This window comes from Streptomyces aureocirculatus (assembly GCF_000720475.1).
Taxonomy (GTDB): Bacteria; Actinomycetota; Actinomycetes; order Streptomycetales; family Streptomycetaceae; genus Streptomyces; species Streptomyces aureocirculatus.
The window spans coordinates 1-16,606 of record NZ_JOAP01000081.1; the positions used below are offsets into that span (position 1 = coordinate 1).

The 16,606-nt window shown below is 70.4% G+C and carries 23 protein-coding genes; 17 read left to right on the plus strand and 6 right to left on the minus strand.

Going from position 1 to position 16,606, the window contains the following annotated elements:
* The 9 genes from IG78_RS43375 to IG78_RS0138905 all read left to right on the plus strand — a co-directional run.
* A partial coding sequence (locus tag IG78_RS43375; protein ID WP_037685865.1) for a phosphopantetheine-binding protein occupies window positions 1-305 on the plus strand: 305 nt, incomplete at its 5' end.
* Window positions 306-520: 215 nt separating this feature from the next.
* A complete protein-coding gene (locus IG78_RS0138870; protein WP_030573711.1) occupies window positions 521-1,651 on the plus strand; it encodes an aldehyde dehydrogenase family protein in 1,131 nt (376 codons plus the stop codon).
* Window positions 1,652-1,799: 148 nt separating this feature from the next.
* Complete coding sequence (locus tag IG78_RS0138875) at window positions 1,800-2,669, plus strand: hypothetical protein (protein ID WP_030573713.1); 870 nt, start codon at window positions 1,800-1,802, stop codon at window positions 2,667-2,669.
* Entirely contained in the window at window positions 2,666-3,706 is a 1,041-nt protein-coding gene (locus IG78_RS0138880; protein WP_051853473.1) for an SDR family oxidoreductase, read from the plus strand. The genes IG78_RS0138875 and IG78_RS0138880 overlap by 4 nt, the downstream gene beginning before the upstream one ends.
* A gap of 35 nt (window positions 3,707-3,741) precedes the next feature.
* Entirely contained in the window at window positions 3,742-4,032 is a 291-nt protein-coding gene (locus IG78_RS43380; protein ID WP_037685868.1) for an acyl carrier protein, read from the plus strand.
* Window positions 4,033-4,075: 43 nt separating this feature from the next.
* Window positions 4,076-5,302 (plus strand): beta-ketoacyl-[acyl-carrier-protein] synthase family protein, encoded by a 1,227-nt coding sequence (locus tag IG78_RS0138890; RefSeq protein WP_030573722.1) that lies wholly within the window; start codon window positions 4,076-4,078, stop codon window positions 5,300-5,302.
* 40 nt (window positions 5,303-5,342) lie between these two features.
* Entirely contained in the window at window positions 5,343-5,933 is a 591-nt protein-coding gene (locus tag IG78_RS0138895; protein WP_030573725.1) for a DUF6230 family protein, read from the plus strand.
* Window positions 5,924-6,295: a DUF6114 domain-containing protein gene (locus IG78_RS0138900; RefSeq protein ID WP_225882161.1), complete on the plus strand. Its 372-nt coding sequence runs from the start codon at window positions 5,924-5,926 to the stop codon at window positions 6,293-6,295. The genes IG78_RS0138895 and IG78_RS0138900 overlap by 10 nt, the downstream gene beginning before the upstream one ends.
* Complete coding sequence (locus IG78_RS0138905; RefSeq protein WP_051853475.1) at window positions 6,288-6,929, plus strand: hypothetical protein; 642 nt, start codon at window positions 6,288-6,290, stop codon at window positions 6,927-6,929. Before IG78_RS0138900 ends, IG78_RS0138905 begins: the two co-directional genes overlap by 8 nt.
* Window position 6,930: 1 nt before the next feature.
* Here the strand turns inward: IG78_RS0138905 and IG78_RS0138910 are convergent, their stop codons facing one another.
* Window positions 6,931-7,209, minus strand: coding sequence for a DUF397 domain-containing protein (locus IG78_RS0138910; RefSeq protein WP_030573733.1), 279 nt, complete (start codon window positions 7,207-7,209; stop codon window positions 6,931-6,933).
* Window positions 7,191-8,033, minus strand: a complete 843-nt coding sequence (locus IG78_RS0138915; protein WP_030573736.1) for a helix-turn-helix domain-containing protein — start codon at window positions 8,031-8,033, stop codon at window positions 7,191-7,193. The genes IG78_RS0138910 and IG78_RS0138915 overlap by 19 nt, the downstream gene beginning before the upstream one ends.
* Window positions 8,034-8,266: 233 nt before the next feature.
* Between IG78_RS0138915 and IG78_RS52920 the strand changes: the two genes are divergently transcribed.
* The 6 genes from IG78_RS52920 to IG78_RS0138945 are packed head-to-tail and all read left to right on the plus strand — an operon-like array spanning window position 8,267 to window position 11,060.
* Window positions 8,267-8,398 (plus strand): hypothetical protein, encoded by a 132-nt coding sequence (locus tag IG78_RS52920; RefSeq protein ID WP_404827712.1) that lies wholly within the window; start codon window positions 8,267-8,269, stop codon window positions 8,396-8,398.
* Window positions 8,395-8,610, plus strand: a complete 216-nt coding sequence (locus IG78_RS0138925) for a hypothetical protein (protein WP_030573742.1) — start codon at window positions 8,395-8,397, stop codon at window positions 8,608-8,610. The genes IG78_RS52920 and IG78_RS0138925 overlap by 4 nt, the downstream gene beginning before the upstream one ends.
* 46 nt (window positions 8,611-8,656) lie before the next feature.
* Window positions 8,657-8,953 carry a type II toxin-antitoxin system Phd/YefM family antitoxin gene (locus IG78_RS0138930; RefSeq protein WP_225882162.1) on the plus strand — a complete coding sequence of 99 codons (297 nt, stop codon included), beginning with the start codon at window positions 8,657-8,659 and terminating at the stop codon, window positions 8,951-8,953.
* Window positions 8,946-9,398 carry a type II toxin-antitoxin system VapC family toxin gene (locus IG78_RS0138935; RefSeq protein WP_030573749.1) on the plus strand — a complete coding sequence of 151 codons (453 nt, stop codon included), beginning with the start codon at window positions 8,946-8,948 and terminating at the stop codon, window positions 9,396-9,398. The genes IG78_RS0138930 and IG78_RS0138935 overlap by 8 nt, the downstream gene beginning before the upstream one ends.
* A 27-nt stretch (window positions 9,399-9,425) precedes the next feature.
* Entirely contained in the window at window positions 9,426-10,178 is a 753-nt protein-coding gene (gene recO, locus IG78_RS0138940) for a DNA repair protein RecO (RefSeq protein ID WP_030573752.1), read from the plus strand.
* A 60-nt stretch (window positions 10,179-10,238) separates the two neighbouring features.
* A complete protein-coding gene (locus IG78_RS0138945; protein ID WP_030573755.1) occupies window positions 10,239-11,060 on the plus strand; it encodes an isoprenyl transferase in 822 nt (273 codons plus the stop codon).
* A 31-nt stretch (window positions 11,061-11,091) separates the two neighbouring features.
* Here IG78_RS0138945 and IG78_RS0138950 read toward each other — a convergent pair whose 3' ends face one another.
* The 4 genes from IG78_RS0138950 to IG78_RS0138965 all read right to left on the minus strand — a co-directional run bounded on the left by IG78_RS0138950 (window position 11,092) and on the right by IG78_RS0138965 (window position 14,386).
* Complete coding sequence (locus IG78_RS0138950; protein ID WP_030573758.1) at window positions 11,092-11,511, minus strand: Fur family transcriptional regulator; 420 nt, start codon at window positions 11,509-11,511, stop codon at window positions 11,092-11,094.
* 103 nt (window positions 11,512-11,614) lie between these two features.
* The gene (locus tag IG78_RS0138955; protein WP_030573761.1) at window positions 11,615-12,508 is read right to left on the minus strand and encodes a metal ABC transporter permease; all 894 of its coding nucleotides are present in this window, start codon (window positions 12,506-12,508) and stop codon (window positions 11,615-11,617) included.
* Between the two features lie 15 nt (window positions 12,509-12,523).
* A complete protein-coding gene (locus IG78_RS0138960) occupies window positions 12,524-13,312 on the minus strand; it encodes a metal ABC transporter ATP-binding protein (RefSeq protein WP_030573764.1) in 789 nt (262 codons plus the stop codon).
* Window positions 13,313-13,354: 42 nt separating this feature from the next.
* Entirely contained in the window at window positions 13,355-14,386 is a 1,032-nt protein-coding gene (locus IG78_RS0138965; RefSeq protein ID WP_030573767.1) for a metal ABC transporter substrate-binding protein, read from the minus strand.
* Window positions 14,387-14,600: 214 nt separating this feature from the next.
* Between IG78_RS0138965 and IG78_RS0138970 the strand changes: the two genes are divergently transcribed.
* Together IG78_RS0138970 and IG78_RS0138975 are read left to right on the plus strand one after the other, a co-directional pair.
* Window positions 14,601-15,980, plus strand: coding sequence for a glycine--tRNA ligase (locus IG78_RS0138970; protein WP_030573769.1), 1,380 nt, complete (start codon window positions 14,601-14,603; stop codon window positions 15,978-15,980).
* Between the two features lie 75 nt (window positions 15,981-16,055).
* Window positions 16,056-16,259, plus strand: coding sequence for a hypothetical protein (locus IG78_RS0138975; protein ID WP_030573772.1), 204 nt, complete (start codon window positions 16,056-16,058; stop codon window positions 16,257-16,259).
* The last annotated feature ends 347 nt before the right edge of the window (window positions 16,260-16,606 follow it).

The window sequence follows — 16,606 nt, forward strand, 5'->3', positions numbered from 1 at the left end:
AGGGGGCGGCCCGCGCCTACGTCCCGCCGAGCACCCCGCAGGAGCAGCAGCTCTGCGACCTGGTCGCCCAGGTGCTCAAGGTCGAACGGGTCGGCATGAGCGACGACTTCTTCGACCTTGGCGGCGACTCCCTGCTCGCGACCCGTCTCGCCAGCCGGATCGGCAAGACGCTCGGCGCCGGTGTCCCCATCAGGGCGGTGTTCGAGGCCGACGACATCGCGGCCCTGGCACGCACGGTGCGGAACGCTTCGTCCACGCGTCGGCCGAAGCTGCGCAGGATCAGCAGGAGCGCGCCCACCGGGTGACCGTGTGAGCGCCCGGCCCGGCCCGGGGCGGCAAAACCACCCCGGGCCGGAACGCGGGGTCGCGCTGGGCCCGTGCTCGGTGCGGTCATTTGGGCGTACCGGCGGCGAAGGCGCTGACCGGTGGGCCCCGTGCGCCCGTGACCTCGGGTGCCCGATCCGCGTTGGGTCGCGCGTACACGGCCCTTCGGGGGCGCCGCAGCGGTTGTGAGGATCCCATGGTCGTACTCCGTGACGTCGGGGCGGGCGAGGCGATGGCTGCCGTGAGCCGGGTCCGGGCGCGCCAGGAAGCCTGGGCCTCCTGGCTGTTCGAGGACCGGCGGGCGTGGGGAGCACGGTTGCTGCGGGCCGCGCACCGGGAGAGGAAGCGTCTTGCCGGGCTCGCGTGCCGGGACTGCGGGCTGAGTGCGGAGGAGGCCACCGAGGACTGGGCGTCGCTGCCCGCACGCAGGGTGTCGCGCACCCTGGGCGCCCACCCGGCCGAGCCCGGGAGCCAGGTGATCGTCGGTCTGACGGACCGGGCCGCCCCGCTCTCCTCCCTGTTCGGCAGCGTGCTCCCCGCGCTCCTTGCCGGGCAGGGCGTGGTGACCGCGCTCGACCCGGTGACCGCGGACATCGCCGACCGGGTCCACGGCCTGGCCCGCCGGGAGGGACTTCCGGACGGTGTCTGGGAGTTGCTCGTGGGGCAGGCGGCGTACACCTGCGGTGTGCTGCCCGAGCACGCCGACGCCAGCCGTGTGGCCTGTTGTGTGCCGCGCACCGCCCCGCACAGTTGTACCCGCCCGGCCCTGCTCGTCGTCCGGCACGACGCGCACGTGCCCACCGCGGTACGGGGAGCGCTGCGTTCGTGCCTGCGCGGTGCGGGCAGGAGCTGCACGGCCACCCAATTGCTCATGGTGCACGAACGCCACCACGACGCCTTCCTGGCCCTCTTCACCTCCGCCGCCCGACGCCTGGCGCACGCGCCAAGCCCAGCGCACGCGCCATGCCCAGCGCACGCGCCACGTCCGGTGCACGCGTTCGTGCGGGACGAGTGCCGTCTGTTCGGGGCGGTTTGTGCCTATGAAGGCGGGCAGGAGTCGCATGGCGCCGCCCACCGGTGGGCGCCTGCCGTCGTCAGCCAGCCGGACAGCGACCGGATCGACCCCGCCCGGGTTCCGCCGGGCCCGCTCGCGGTGATCTCCTCCTACCGGTCGTGGTCCCAGGCGCTCCACTTCGCCAGGCGGTGCGGCAGGCACGTCGTCGTGCACACGGCGTCGCCGGTGAGCCGTCTCGCCCCGCAGTTCGCCACCCGGCCGGACAGCGACCTGCGTCTGGTGCGGCATCTGCGCTTTCCCTGGGCGACCTGAAAGGAACCGGCGTTCAGTGTGGTCCCGGTGCACGTGCTGTCCCCGTCACCCGTTCACCACAGCGGTTTTCGGTGGATGCGTGGCGATGTGTCACAGTCGGGCCCGCTGACGGATACGCGGAATTCCTGGAAGAGGTAACGGCATATTCATGGTGCAGATCGATGCGTTGTGGGCTTACGGGATCGGCGCGGGGGTGGCTCTCGCGGAAGCTCCTGCGCTCTGTGCGCGCAGGCGTCGTTCGCCTGCCCTGGCCGGCCTGTCGGCCTATCTGCTGCTGGTCTTCATTCCGTGCGGCATGTGGCTCCTCGCGAAGTTTCCCAGTTGGGAGACGATGCACGTGGTGCCGGATCCACCGAGCTGGTTCGCGGGCGCCTTCTTCCTCGGTGTGCTTCTGTCGGCGGCCGTCGGCTTCTTCGGTACGACGTGGCTGCTCTCCCGCGGTCAAGTGTGGTGGTCCTTTCTGCAATGGGTGTGGCCGCACGCGTCCATGTTCTTCCTCCTTCTGCACGGCTGGGACGGCACCGGCCTGAAACGGTTTCTGTCGGCCCGCGGGGAATCGCCGCACGGTGAGATCACCGTCGAAACCGTGGTGCGCTGGCTCGAATCACCCGTCGCGGTGACGCTGGCCGTCATGGGCGTTGTGGTGCTGCCCGCGATGGCCTTGCTCGGAGCGCTCGTCCGGTCCCGTGCCGTGGGCGGCGACACCCGCGCCGGGTGGTCCTTCGCCGGTCTCCTGACCGTCACGGCGCTGGGACCGTGTGCGGCGGTCGCCGTCGCCGCCGCGGCGGTGGCGGCTCTGTCCGGACTCGTACCGGCCGCCCTCCTCGTCCTGGGTGCGGCGCTCGTCATCGGGCGCCGCCGCAGCCGCCCGGCCCGCTGGACGGCGGGTCGCCTGCTGCCACAGGCAACGCGCCACCCCGCCGCCCGGCCGGGCACCGTGCCCGCGCCCGCCGCCTCCGCGGACGACGCGGCGGACGCGCAACACCCGGCAGCACATCTCCGACGGGAGCACACATGACGTCCGCCCGACCGCTGCGCATCCTGATGACCGGGGCAGGCGGCCAGGTCGGTGCCCCGGCCCTGCGCCTGTTGTCCGCCGCCGGGCACCATGTCGTGGCCCTGACCCACCGCACGGAGGTGCCCGGCGCCGCCGACAGCGTGCGGGGAGACATCACCCTGCCCTCCTTCGGGCTGCCTGCCCGGCAGTACCGGCACCTCCTGCGGCAGACCGACACCGTGGTGCACTGTGCGGCCGAGACCGGCTTCGGCCCGGACGCCCGGCGCACCCTGGACGTCAACGTGCGCGGCACCGGGCACGTCATCGGCTTCGCCGTCCAGGCACACGCCCGGCTCGTGCACCTCTCCAGTGCCTTCGTTGCCCGTGCCGGGACGGTACGGCGCAACGCGGCCGCCTACGCCGGTGACTCGGCCGCGCCGATCACCACTTACCTGGACAGCAAACAGCGGGCGGAGGAGCTGGTGCGTGGGGCGGGTGCGAGCGTGGTCGTCGTGCGGCCGTCGCTCGTCGTCGGGGATTCGCAGAGCGGGCACGTGGACCGGGTTCAGGGCCTGCTCAGCGCGCTGGTCGCGCTGGGATCGGGGTGGCTCGCCCAGATGCCGGGACGACCGGGGACACGTCTGGACATGGTGCCCAGCGACTACGTCGCAAGGACCGTGCTGGCCGCGGCCACCGGGGCAGACGTACCGGAGGACGTGTGGGCCACGGCGGGTCCCGAAGCCCTGACCATGGCTCGGCTCGTCGACCTGATGGGCGCGGGCGCCCCGCGAGGCGTGGAACTGGTCAGCCCTGATGCCTGCTTCCGGATGGCTCGCCTGCATCGCACAACCAGGACGGAGCTGTTGCGGCAAATGGCGGCCCAGTTCACGGCCCTTGACGCCACCGACACTCTTCCCTCCCCCACCACGGAAGCACTCGGCGTCAGTCCGCCGACGGCCGAGCTCATCGAGACCACATGGGTCCGCATGGCCGCGCACCTGGTCGAACGCTATCCAACCGTCGGCCCCTCGCCCCGGAGTCGGCTGCGCACGCAGTAACCACCTTTTCCCGTACGACAGGAGAACCCCACCGCATGGAACACCCCGTCCTGCCCGAGCAGTTCGTCCAGCTCATGCACGAGCTGTTCCAGATCGAAGCGGAGCAGTTGACCCCGTCAACCACTTTCGAAGACCTCGGTATGGACTCTCTGGCACTGATGGAACTGGTCGTGGCGGCTGAGGACCAGTACGGCCTCGTCCTGCCCGAGCATGCCATGGACATGACCCCGGCCACGACCCTGGAGGAGGCCCGGTGCGTACTGTCCGCAGCCGTGCCCAAGCAGCAGCCGTCCGACGCCGCCTCCACCCCGCTGACCACGCCATGACCACCCGGACCCGCACCGTGTACACCCGGCGGAGGCGACACCGGTGAGCACTGACGACATCGCGGTCACCGGCATCGGACTGATCACCCCGGCGGGAACCGACCTGGACACCAACTGGGCCACGCTGTGCGCGGGACGGTCCACGGCGGCCCCGGACCCCAGATTGGCCCGGCTGCCCGTCGACTTCTCCTGCCAGGTGACCGGATTCTCCCCCACCGAGGAGCTGGGCACCGCCCTGGCACGGCGCCTCGACCCGCCCGCCCACTTCGCCCTGGCCGCCGCCCGCCAGGCGGTCACGCACGCGGGCCTCGACTCCTCCGCCTGGCCGCGGGACAGGGTCGGCGTCGTCCTCGGTGTCGGATCCAACAGCACGATCACCTACGGCGATCAGTTCCGGCACCTGTACACCTGGGAACCGCAGCGGGTGTCCCCGCTGACGCTGCCGCGCAGCCTGCCCAACATGGTGGCGGCCGAAGTCGCCATCGACCTGGGCGCAGGCGGACCCAACTTCACCACTGCCACCGCGTGCGCCTCCGGCGCCACCGCCCTGGGTGCCGCCCGTGACCTGCTGCGCGGCGGATCCTGCGACATCGTCCTCGCGGGCGGCAGCGAATCCGGCCGCGACCCGATGGCCGCCGTCTGCTTCCACCGCATGCGGGCCCTGTCCACCCGCAGGGACGCCCCGCACCTGGCCAGTCGCCCCTTCGACGCCCAGCGCGAGGGATTCGTCCTCGGTGAGGGCGCCGCCGTCCTCGTCCTGGAACGGGCGCGCGACGCCCGGGCCAGACACGCCCCGGTCCTCGCACTGCTGCGCGGGTACGGCGCCACCTGCGACGCCCACCATCCCCTCGCCCCCCACCCCGACGGCGACGGCACCGTACGGGCGCTGCGTGCCGCCCTCGACGACGCCAACTGCACACCCGCCGACGTCGGGCACGTCAACGCGCACGGCACCTCCACCCGGTTCAACGACGCCATCGAGGCGGCGGCCGTCACCCGTGTCTTCGCCTCCCACACGCCCGCCGTGACCGCGCCGAAGTCGGTCGTCGGACACGCCCTGGGCGCCGCGGGCGCGATCGAGGCCGCCTACACCGTCCTCGCTCTGCGGGAGCAGACCGTGCCACCGACCGCGAACTTCACCCACCAGGACGGTGACCACAAACTCGACATCGTGGCCGGTGCGCCCCGTCCCCTGGCGATGACCGCCGCCCTGTCCTCGTCCTGCGGGTTCGGCGGGCAGAACGCCGCCCTGCTCTTCACCACGCCCTGAGCCGCTCGCCCGAGCCCTGCGGAAAGGAGAGACCCACCCCATGAAACGGCACAGCGGTATCAGCGTGCGGCGCTTCACCGCGGTCTTCCTCGCGTCCCTGCTCCTGGGCGCCGGGACCGTGGCGACGACCACCGCGGCGGACATCCCCGTCTCCTTCGCCGTCGCGGGCAGCCCGTTCACCGTCACCGCCCAGCGTCTCCACGCCGACGGCGCCACCCAGTTCGCGTCCTTCCGCAAGGACGCGGGCGGCTCCCGGCGCCCGGTGGCCGTGGTCGGCATCCGTCATGCCCGGATCGTCGGCCTGTGCCAGTCCGCGGTGGCGCACACCCCGCTGGGGGCCGTCACCCTCGTGATCTCCTCCAGATCGGAGCAGCCCGTGCGCGCCGAGGACATGGTGCTCGACCTGTCCCGGCTCACCGGGGACATGACGTACGAGTCCGTGGAGATGGGGCGCGACGCCGCCACCCTGGACGGTTCGGGATTCACGGGCCCCGCGGGTGCCCATGGGCAGCAGGCCCGTTCCCTGACCATCACCGATCTCCGCCTCAGCGCGTGGTCGCTGATGGCGGGGACGTTCTCACTGACCGATGCCGAGATGGCCGTCCGCCGGGGGGAGCAGCCGTGCGCCTGAACCCGTCCGCGGGCCGGGCGGGCCGCGCGCGTCCGGTGGCCGCCTGCCTCGTCGTGGCACTGGCCGCGGTCGAACTGGGGGCCTTCCCCCTTGCCCGGCCGAGCCTGCTCGGGCCGCAAGGCCTCAGTGGCACCGGCGCCGTCCTGGTGGCCGCGGCCCTGCTGTGCTGCGCCCTGCACATGTGGGCCCGTCCAGCTAGCACCGCCTGGAGCGGTGCGGCGGCCATCTTCCTCGGACTGCTGTCCTACCCCCTGGCCAACCTCGGCGGCTTCCTGATCGGCATGCTCCTGGCCCTGCTCGGCGGCTCGCTCGCGCTGGCATGGCGTTCCGCCGAGAACAATCTCCCGGCTCACCGTGGATAGACGACACGGCGTACGGCGTACGGCACTGCTGCTCACCGTCGCCTATGCGCTCGGGCTGCTTCCCGGCCACGCCGGTGCCGCGCCCGCGCCGCCCCCGTCCGGTTCTCCGCACCGGCCCGCCGCCGCGACGCGCGGCTGCTCGGCGGCCGACCTGCCGTCCACCGCGCCCGTCGGCGCCGCACCGGTGGCTGCCGCGCGGGCCGTGCTGGCCTGCCTCGACACCGCCGTGCCCGGCGGTACGGCGCCGCGCGGAGCGAGACTCCGTGCCGCCGCCCTCACGGTCACCGCCCTGTACTGCCCGCCGGGCGGTGACGTGTGCCGCGCCGAGAGCGTCGCCCTCCATGGCGTGCGCCTCGCCTACCCCGGTACGGCGGGCCGGGCGGGGTCCTGCTTCAGCGCCCGGCGCATCAGCCTCTCCGGGCACGTACGCTTCCGCGCGGCACGGCTCAGCGGGCGGGCGTTCGGCCTGCTGCCCCTCACCCTGTCAACGACGGCGGTGCCGCCCGTGCCGGTTCCCCATCTCCACCTGACGGGTGTCGACGCGACGGGCCTGTGGTCCCGCGCCGACCACGCCACCAGCGCCCGCACCGCCATCACCCCCGGCGGCCAGGCGGGCAACTGCGTTGGGCGGTGAGTCAGTCGCGTACGTGGCTGAGGAAGGCCGTCCAGGCACCGGGGCTGACGACCACCACGGGGCTGTGGGGCCCGACAGCTTTGCTGTCCCGTACGGGGACGACGCCGGGTATGCCGTGGGCAACCTCGACGCAGTTGCCGTTGTTGTCGTCGCTGTGGCTGCTCTTGCGCCAGTGGGCGGCGCCCGGGAAGTCATAGCCGACTTCGAGGCACTCGCCCCCTTCGCCGTTGCTGTGGCTGCTCTTGCGCCAGCGTGCGTTGCTCAGGTCGAACTCGCGCATCGTCTGTAGTCCCCAGCCGCCGATTCGATCAGGGCGAGGGACACCTCCGGCGACAACGCGGCGCCCCTGAGCAGATCGTAAGCTCGCTGTGCTCGCTTCACCACCGCCGGGTCGTCCAGCAAGTCGCCCGAAAACGACGTCTCTGTATAGAGGGTTGGCGGAGCGTCGTCGAACTCCATCAGTTGCATCATCGCTGCCATCGACGCACATGCTCCCGCCGAGCGCGGGACCACAGCGAGGTACAGCTTCCGCTCGTGCGCCAGACCGGCGATGTGCGTCAACTGCTCTGCCATGACGCCGGGACTGCCCGCAGCCACGCCCAGTACGTTCTCGTGCAGGATTGCCCAGTACTCGGGTCGAGTGGCATCCCGAAGGACGCGGGAGCGCTCCAGCCGCGCGGACACCTTGTCCTCCACGTACTCGTCGGTGACGAAGGGGTTGGCGGCAATGGTGACGGCTCGCGCGTATGGCGCCGTCTGCAACAACCCAGGGATCACCGACGGCGCAAACTGGCAGATCTTCGTAGCAAGCCGCTCCAACTCGACGACCGCGGCGAAATAGTCCGCGTACCGTTTGTCATCGATCAGCTTCCGCCACATCCGCTCGAAAAAGCCCGCGGTTTGCAGAACGTCGTCAATCCGCTGCGCCACATCCAACTGCGGTTTACGAATAGCCTGTTCGAACTGGCCGATGTAGCCGCCGGACACGAAAACCCGCGAACCCAGCTCGACCTGTGTGAACGGGGCTTCCTCCCGTCGCCGCTTCAGCTCCGCGCCGAAGAACTCCCAGGCAGCCTGCCTGGACCCATGCACACCTCTGGCCATGGAAGAACTCCCCTCCTCAGCCTCGCACTTGTAGTGCACAGACTCCTGCCAACTGTAGACGCAGTGCGTCACCGTAGAAGCACGAAGAGTGAAATCCGGCGGCGAAGGGGAGCCCAGTGACGGCGAGTGGAGCCACAGGCAAGCGGCACTCCGTGGAGTGCGTGCGAGAGGCGGAGGAAACAGTGGAGCAATTGCGGGCGGCCCTGAGAGGGGCAGGAATTACGTTGCCGTCCTTGCGGCTCGATCCGGTGACGGTCGGCAGGGAGGCACCGTGCCCGCTGGTGGAATTGGGCCGCTGCTCGGTGGAGACGGCGGCACGCCTGGCGGTGGTGCTGCCGCCGGGGCGGGAGGAGGTGCCCGGGTGAAGTTCCCGATCGGGGCGTACGCGGTGGACACCCGTACCGACAGGGTGGGCCGGGTGATGGGCCAGGAGGGCCCGTACGTACAGCTACGGCCGTACGGCGGCGGCAGGGAGTGGGACTGCGCGCCGGAGGTGCTGAGGATGGCGACGACCGCGGAGCGCCTGCGCGCGGCGACGGCGTACGCGAACGCCCGCAGCCGCGGGGAGGTGTCGTGATGTGAGACGGCGCGCCGGGGTGTAGAACGGGTAGTACGCTGAGGGTATGGCTGGAGACATGGAAGGCGCCAACGAGGTCCCCCTGCGGGAACTCAATCAGCAGACTTCCCGCGTCATGGCTCGCGTCGCGGCGGGCGAGACAGTGACGATCACCAAGGACGGCGTGCCGATAGGTGACATCGTGCCCAGAGGCGGTCGCTCGGGACGGCCCTCATACCCGTTCCGCACGGACGGGATGGGGCCGCTCGACCTGCCGGATCTCGACGGCCCGGCTCTTACCGACAGGGAGATCGACGAGGTCCTCCGGGGTATGGGCTCGGCCGGGGGCGCGGCAGATGTCTGACGTGCCGGTGGCGATCGCGGACACCAACGCCTTGTACCGCCTGTTCACCCCGAAGGATCCACGCCATGTGGCGCACCGGGAGACGCTGGCCCGCGTCGGGCACCTGGTGGTCTCGCCCATGGTGCTCACGGAGCTGGACTATCTGCTGACCGAACGGGTCGGCGCCCAGGCATCCATGACCGCTCTCGACTTCATCGCGAGCCAAGCGGAGGCGCGCCGCTTCGAGATTCCGGAGACTTCTCCGCACCTGCGTGCGGCCATGGCGGTGATGCGTGGCTACGGGGACGCGGCCGGCGGCAAGGGGGTCGGCTTGGCGGACGCCATGAACGTCGCGCTGGCGGCGGCCTTCCAGACGGCCGACATGCTGACCACGGACACGCATTTCCGCATGATGCGTCCCCTTACCGCGCACAGCGCCTTCCGGCTTCTCCCCGACGACTTGTGAGGGGTTGCCGTACGGGACAATGGGTCCATGAGCCTGTTCCGTGACGACGGTGTCGTGCTGCGCACCCAGAAGCTGGGTGAGGCGGACCGCATCATCACGCTGCTCACGCGTGGGCACGGGCGGGTGCGGGCCGTCGCGCGGGGGGTGCGGCGCACGAAGTCCAAGTTCGGGGCGCGGCTCGAACCGTTCTCGCACGTGGACGTGCAGTTCTTCGCGCGGGGGAGCGAGCTGATCGGGCGCGGGCTGCCACTCTGTACGCAGAGTGAGACCATCGCGCCTTACGGTGGCGGAATCGTCGCCGACTACGCCCGCTACACCGCCGGTACGGCCATGCTGGAGACGGCCGAGCGGTTCGCCGACCACGAGGGGGAGCCCGCCGTACAGCAGTACCTCCTCCTTGTCGGCGGCCTGCGCACCCTCGCCCGGGGCGAACACGCGCCGCATCTGGTCCTGGACGCCTTCCTGCTGCGCTCCCTCGCCGTGAACGGCTACGCGCCGAGCTTCGACGCCTGCGCGAAGTGCGGCATGCCGGGCCCCAACCGCTTCTTCTCCGTCGCCGCGGGCGGCTCGATCTGCGTCGACTGCCGCGTTCCGGGCAGCGTCGTGCCGTCCGCGGAGACGCTGACGCACCTCGGCGCGCTGCTCACCGGCGACTGGGACACGGCCGACGCCTGCGAGGCGCGACACGCCCGCGAGGGCAGCGGGCTCGTATCGGCCTACCTGCACTGGCACTTGGAGCGCGGCCTGCGCTCACTTCGGTACGTAGAGAAAAACGTATAGAAACGTATACAAAAGCTAGAGAAACGCAGAGAAACGCAGAGAAAACGGAGTAGTCACCTCATGGCACGACGCGGAATCCTCGGACGGTCCCGTCGCGAGTACAAGCTGCCCGAGCCCCACCCCGCGGGAGCGCGACCGCCGAAGATCCCCGGCGAGCTGGTCCCCAAGCACGTGGCCGTGGTCATGGACGGCAACGGCCGGTGGGCGAAGGAGCGCGGCCTGCCGCGGACGGAGGGGCACAAGGTCGGCGCCGAACGCGTCGTCGACGTGCTCCAGGGCGCCATCGAGATGGGCGTCGGCAGCATCTCCCTGTACGCCTTCTCCACCGAGAACTGGAAGCGCTCGCCCGACGAGGTGCGCTTCCTGATGAACTTCAACCGCGACTTCATCCGCAAGTCCCGCGACCAGCTCGACGAACTCGGTGTGCGGGTGCGCTGGGTGGGGCGGATGCCCAAGCTGTGGAAATCCGTCGCCAAGGAGCTCCAGGTCGCCCAGGAGCAGACCAAGGACAACGACCGGCTCACGCTGTACTTCTGCATGAACTACGGCGGCCGCGCCGAGATCGCGGACGCCGCCAAGGCGCTCGCGGAGGATGTGCGCGCCGGGCGCCTCGACCCGTCGAAGGTCAACGAAAAGACCCTCACCAAATACATGTACTACCCGGACATGCCGGACGTGGACCTGTTCCTGCGGCCCAGCGGCGAGCAGCGCACCTCCAACTATCTGATCTGGCAGAGCGCCTACGCCGAGATGGTCTTCCAGGACGTCCTGTGGCCCGACTTCGACCGCCGCGACCTGTGGCGCGCCTGCCTGGAGTACGCCTCCCGCGACCGCCGCTTCGGCGGGGCCATCCCCAACGAGGAACAGATCGCCAATAGCTGAGCGGCGGGCTGATCAGAGGGGTGTGGACTGCTCAGGCCTGGGCGGAGGAGCAGTCCACACATGTACCGAAGATCTCCACCGTGTGCGCCACGTTCACATACCCGTGCTCCGCCGCGATCGCCTCCGCCCACTTCTCCACCGCGGGGCCCTCGACCTCCACGGCCTTGCCGCAGAGGCGGCAGACCAGGTGGTGGTGGTGCTCGCCGGTCGAACAGCGGCGGTAGACGGACTCGCCCTCGTTGGTGCGAAGCACGTCGACCTCGCCGGCGTCGGCCAGGGACTGGAGCGTGCGGTAGACCGTCGTGAGGCCCACGGAGTCGCCGCGGTGCTTGAGCATGTCGTGGAGCTCCTGCGCACTGCGGAACTCGTCCACCTCGTCGAGCGCCGCCGCCACAGCGGCGCGCTGCCGGGTGGACCGGCCTCGCACGGGGGGTCCCGCAGCCGTCGTCACAGGTGCCTCCTAGCACTCGTCAGCACTCATCCGCACTTTTCGTGGTGCGTCGTCTCGCCCGGCCATTGTGCCAGGTCGCTGCCGGACGGTGACCAGAGTGATCTCAGACAGTGACCTCGTCCGACGCGCTGCGCGTGCCCGGGACATCGGCCGTGCATGCCATGTCACGGGCCGCGGAGAGCCGCGCCCTCCTGCGGGCGAGGGGCGTCGCGAGCAGCGTGAGCACCATGAAGACGCCGATCGTGAGCAGCACGATCGTCGCTCCGGGCGGCACGTCCTGATAGTACGAGGTGACCGTGCCGCCGAGCGTCACGGAGACCCCGATGGCCACGGCGATCGCGAACGTCGCCGCGAAGCTCCTGGTGAGCTGCTGCGCCGCCGCCACCGGCACCACCATGAGCGCCGACACGAGCAGCAGGCCCACGACCCGCATGGCGACCGTGACCGTGACCGCCGCGGTGACCGCCGTGAGGAGGTTGAGGGCCCGCACCGGCAGACCCGTCACACGCGCGAACTCCTCGTCCTGGCTCACCGCGAACAACTGGCGGCGCAGGCCCACCGTGACGAGGACCACGAACGCGGCGAGCAGACAGATCGCCAGCACGTCGTCGTCGGAGACCGTGGACAGGGAGCCGAAGAGGTAGGAGCTGAGGTTGGCGTTGGAACCGCCCGGCGCGAGGTTGATCAGCATCACGCCGCCCGCCATGCCGCCGTAGAACAGCATCGCGAGCGCGATGTCACCGCGGGTCTTGCCGTACCAGCGGATCAGCTCCATGGCCACCGCTCCGATCACCGCCACCCCCGTCGCCATCCACACGGGGGAGGTGGAGAGGAGGAAGCCGAGGCCGACACCGGTCATTGCGACATGGCCGATTCCGTCGCCCATGAGGGCCTGGCGGCGCTGTACGAGATAGATCCCGACCGCGGGGGCGGTGATGCCGACGAGGGCGGCGGCGAGCAGCGCCCGCTGCATGAACGCGTAGTTCAGGAATTCCATGACGATCGCCGGTCCTCAGGTGAGCAGGCCGGTGCGGACCGGGGCCGCGTCGGCGTCGTGGGGGTGGACGTGGTCGTGGCCGGGCAGCGCGTGCTGGCCGACGGCCTTGGGCGGCGGACCGTCGTGCAGCACACAGCCGTCGCGCAGCACCACCGCGCGGTCGATGAGGGGCTCCAGGGGGCCCAGCTCGTGCAGGACGAGCAGCACGGACGCGCCCTGCTCGACCTGGTGGCGCAGGGTGGCCGCGAGGACCTCCTGGCTCGCCAGGTCGACGCCCGCCATCGGCTCGTCCATGATCAGCAGTTCCGGGTCCGAGACCAGGGCGCGGGCGATCAGGACCCGCTGGTGCTGGCCGCCGGACAGGGCGTCGACGGAGTCCTTGGCGCGGCCCGCCATGCCGACCTGCTCCAGGGCGTGCGTGACGGCCTCGCGGTCGGCCTTGCGCAGCATCCCGAAGCGGGCGCGCGCGAGCCGGCCCGACGTCACGACCTCGGTGACCGTCGCGGGGACCCCGCCCGCGGCCGTGGTGCGCTGCGGGACGTACCCCACCCGCGCCCAGTCGCGGAAGCGCCTGCGCGGCGTGCCGAAGATCTCGACGGAGCCGCCGGTGACCGGGACCTGGCCGATGACCGTGCGCACGGCCGTGGACTTGCCGGAGCCGTTCGCGCCGAGCAGCGCGACGACCTCGCCGCGGCCGACGGTGACGTCGATGCCGCGCAGGACCGGGCGGCCGCCTAGCTCCGCCGTCACCTGGCGCAGGGATATGACGGGCTCACCGACGGGCTCACCCTTGGCTTGGGCCATGGCGGACACCTTCCGTGCCGGGCTTGTGGTGGGAGGTAGGGGTCACTTGGCGCCGAGCGCCTTCTGGAGGGCGGTGAGATTGGACCGCATCACCTGGATGTAGTCGTCACCCTTCGACTTCTTGGTGATGCCCTCGATCGGGTCGAGCACATCCGTCTTCAGGCCCGCGTCGTCCGCGAGGGTCCTCGCGGTCTTGTCGCTGACGAGCGTCTCGTAGAAGACCGTGGTCACGCCGTCGGCCTTCGCCATCTTCTGGAGGTCCTTGACGCGGTTCGCGCTGGGCTCGCCCTCCGGGTCGAGGCCGGTGATGGCCTCCTCGGTCAGGCCGTAGCGCTCGGCGAGGTAGCCGAAGGCGGCGTGGGTGGTGATGAAGACCTTGTCGGCGGACTTGGTGTCCTTCAGGCCGTTCTTGAATTCCGTGTCCAGGCCCTTGAGCTTCTTCACCAGGGCCGCGGTGTTCTTCTCGTACGTGGCCCTGTGCTTCGGGTCGGCCTTGGCGAAGGCCTTGCCGACACCCTCGGCGACCTCGGCGTACCTCACCGGGTCGAGCCAGATGTGCGGGTCCTTGCCGCCGTGGTCGTGATCGTGCCCGTGGCCTTCGTGGCCCTCGTCCTCGGCGTGCTCGTCGGCGGGCTCCTCACCGTGCTCGTCGCCGTGCTCGTCGTGCTCCTCGGCGTGCCCGCCGACCTTGTTGCCGTGCTTCTCCATGCTGGTCAGGGAGGCGGCGTCGATCTTGGTCTTGATGCCGGACTGGCCGACGGCCTCGTCCACGGACGGCTGCAGCCCCTTCAGGAAGAGGGCGGCGTCCGCGTTCTCCAACTGCGCCGTCTGCTTGGCGCTGATCTCCAGGTCGTGCGGCTCCTGGCCGGGCTCCGTGAGGCGGGTGACCTCGACGTCGTCGCCGCCGATCTCCTTGGCCAGGAACTCCATGGGGTAGAACGACGCGACCACGTCCAGCTTGTCCTCGCTGTTCTTGTCCGCCGCGTCGGAGGAGCAGGCGGTGAGGGCCGTCAGGCCGAGAACCGTGGCGGTGGCGAGGGCTGCGGTGGGTATGAGGCGTCGTCGTACGTTCATGACAGTCATTTTCAACGATATTGGAAACCGTTGTCAACAAAGTGCCGATCTGTGCACGTCTGCCAACGCTCGGCAACCGCCGGAACCGGCCCGTACCGGAACCGATTTGATCCGAGGGGTACGGCCGCCGGTAATCTGAAGCATTCGCTCCTGAGGCATGCGCTTCGTCAGCCCCGAAGCGTGGCTTCGCCGTCGTCGTAATGAAGAGAGCACCGTGGCCGCCGACAAGATCGACACCATCGTCAGCCTGAGCAAGCGCCGAGGCTTCGTCTTTCCGTGCAGTGAGATCTACGGCGGTCAGCGCGCCGCCTGGGACTACGGACCGCTGGGCGTGGAGCTGAAGGAGAACCTCAAGCGCCAGTGGTGGCGCTACATGGTCACCTCGCGCGAAGACGTCGTCGGCATCGACTCGTCCGTGATCCTGGCCACCGAGGTCTGGCAGGCCTCCGGCCACATCGCCACCTTCACGGACCCCCTCACCGAGTGCACCTCCTGCCACAAGCGCTTCCGCGCGGACCACCTGGAGGAGTCGTACGAGGAGAAGAAGGGCCGCGCCCCGGAGAGCCTCGCGGACATCAACTGCCCCAACTGCGGCAACAAGGGCCAGTTCACCGAGCCCAAGCAGTTCTCCGGCCTGCTCTCCACCCACCTCGGCCCCACCCAGGACAGCGGCTCCGTCGCCTACCTGCGGCCCGAGACCGCGCAGGGCATCTTCACCAACTTCGCCCAGGTGCAGACCACTTCGCGACGCAAGCCGCCGTTCGGCATCGCCCAGATGGGCAAGTCCTTCCGCAACGAGATCACGCCCGGCAACTTCATCTTCCGCACCCGCGAGTTCGAGCAGATGGAGATGGAGTTCTTCGTCAAGCCGGGCGAGGACGAGAAGTGGCAGGAGTACTGGATGGAGCAGCGCTGGAACTGGTACACCGGCCTCGGTATGCGCGAGGAGAACATGCGGTGGTTCGAGCACCCGAAGGAGAAGCTCTCCCACTACTCCAAGCGCACCGCCGACATCGAGTACCGCTTCCAGTTCGGCGGCAGCGAGTGGGGTGAGCTCGAGGGCGTCGCCAACCGCACGGACTACGACCTGTCGGCGCACTCCAAGGCCTCCGGCCAGGACCTGTCGTACTTCGACCAGGAAGCCGGCGAGCGCTGGACTCCGTACGTCATCGAGCCCGCCGCCGGTGTCGGCCGCACCATGCTCGCCTTCCTGCTCGACTCCTACGTCGAGGACGAGGCGCCCAACGCCAAGGGCAAGCTGGAGAAGCGCACCGTCATGCGCTTCGACCACCGTCTCGCCCCGGTCAAGGTCGCGGTCCTGCCGCTGTCCCGCAACCCGGAGCTGTCCCCGAAGGCCAAGGGCCTCGCGGCGGCGCTGCGGCAGAACTGGAACATCGAGTTCGACGACGCGGGCGCCATCGGGCGGCGCTACCGCCGCCAGGACGAGATCGGCACGCCGTTCTGCGTCACCGTCGACTTCGACACCCTTGAGGACAACGCGGTCACCGTGCGCGAGCGCGACACCATGAAGCAGGAGCGCGTTTCCCTCGATCAGATCGAGGGCTATCTCGCTACGCGTCTCGTGGGCTGCTGACGTTCACTCCCTCTTGGCACGCAAGGCCCCCGGTTCCGCTCACGGAGCCGGGGGCCTTGCTGCACACTGGGCGCCATGCCTTCGACGACCACGAGCAAGGTCAGCAGATGGGACCAGCACGGGCGGCAGCACGTCGTGCGTGTGCACCGGGCGGGCGTGCAGCGGCAGTTGACGTGCGACACCTGCGGCTGGACTCGCAGGGCTCAGTTCTTGCCCTGGCTCAAGGCCGAGGAGCACTTGGCGCAGGAGCACCAGGCCACGGTGGACCCCTCGGCGTAGCCGCCCTCGAAGCCGGGCCTTGACGGGGCGCCCCGTCAGGAACGCGGGGAACTGCGCGCCCAGCCGCGACGCACCCGCACGGTTGAGACGCACCGTTGCGCGGTGGGGCAGTGCGCCGTTGCGTTGCGGCCGTACGCGGCTGCGGGTGTGATGTGGCTGGTCGCGCCGTTCCCCGCGCCCCTATCGGGGCGCCCCGTCAGGGGCGCGGGGAACTGCGCGCTCAGCCACGAAGTACTCGCACGGTTGAGACGCACCGTTGCGCGGTCCAGCAGTGCGCCGTTGCGCTGCGGCCGTACGCGGCTGCGGGTGTGATGTGGCTGGCCGCGCAGTTCCCCGCGCCCCTATCG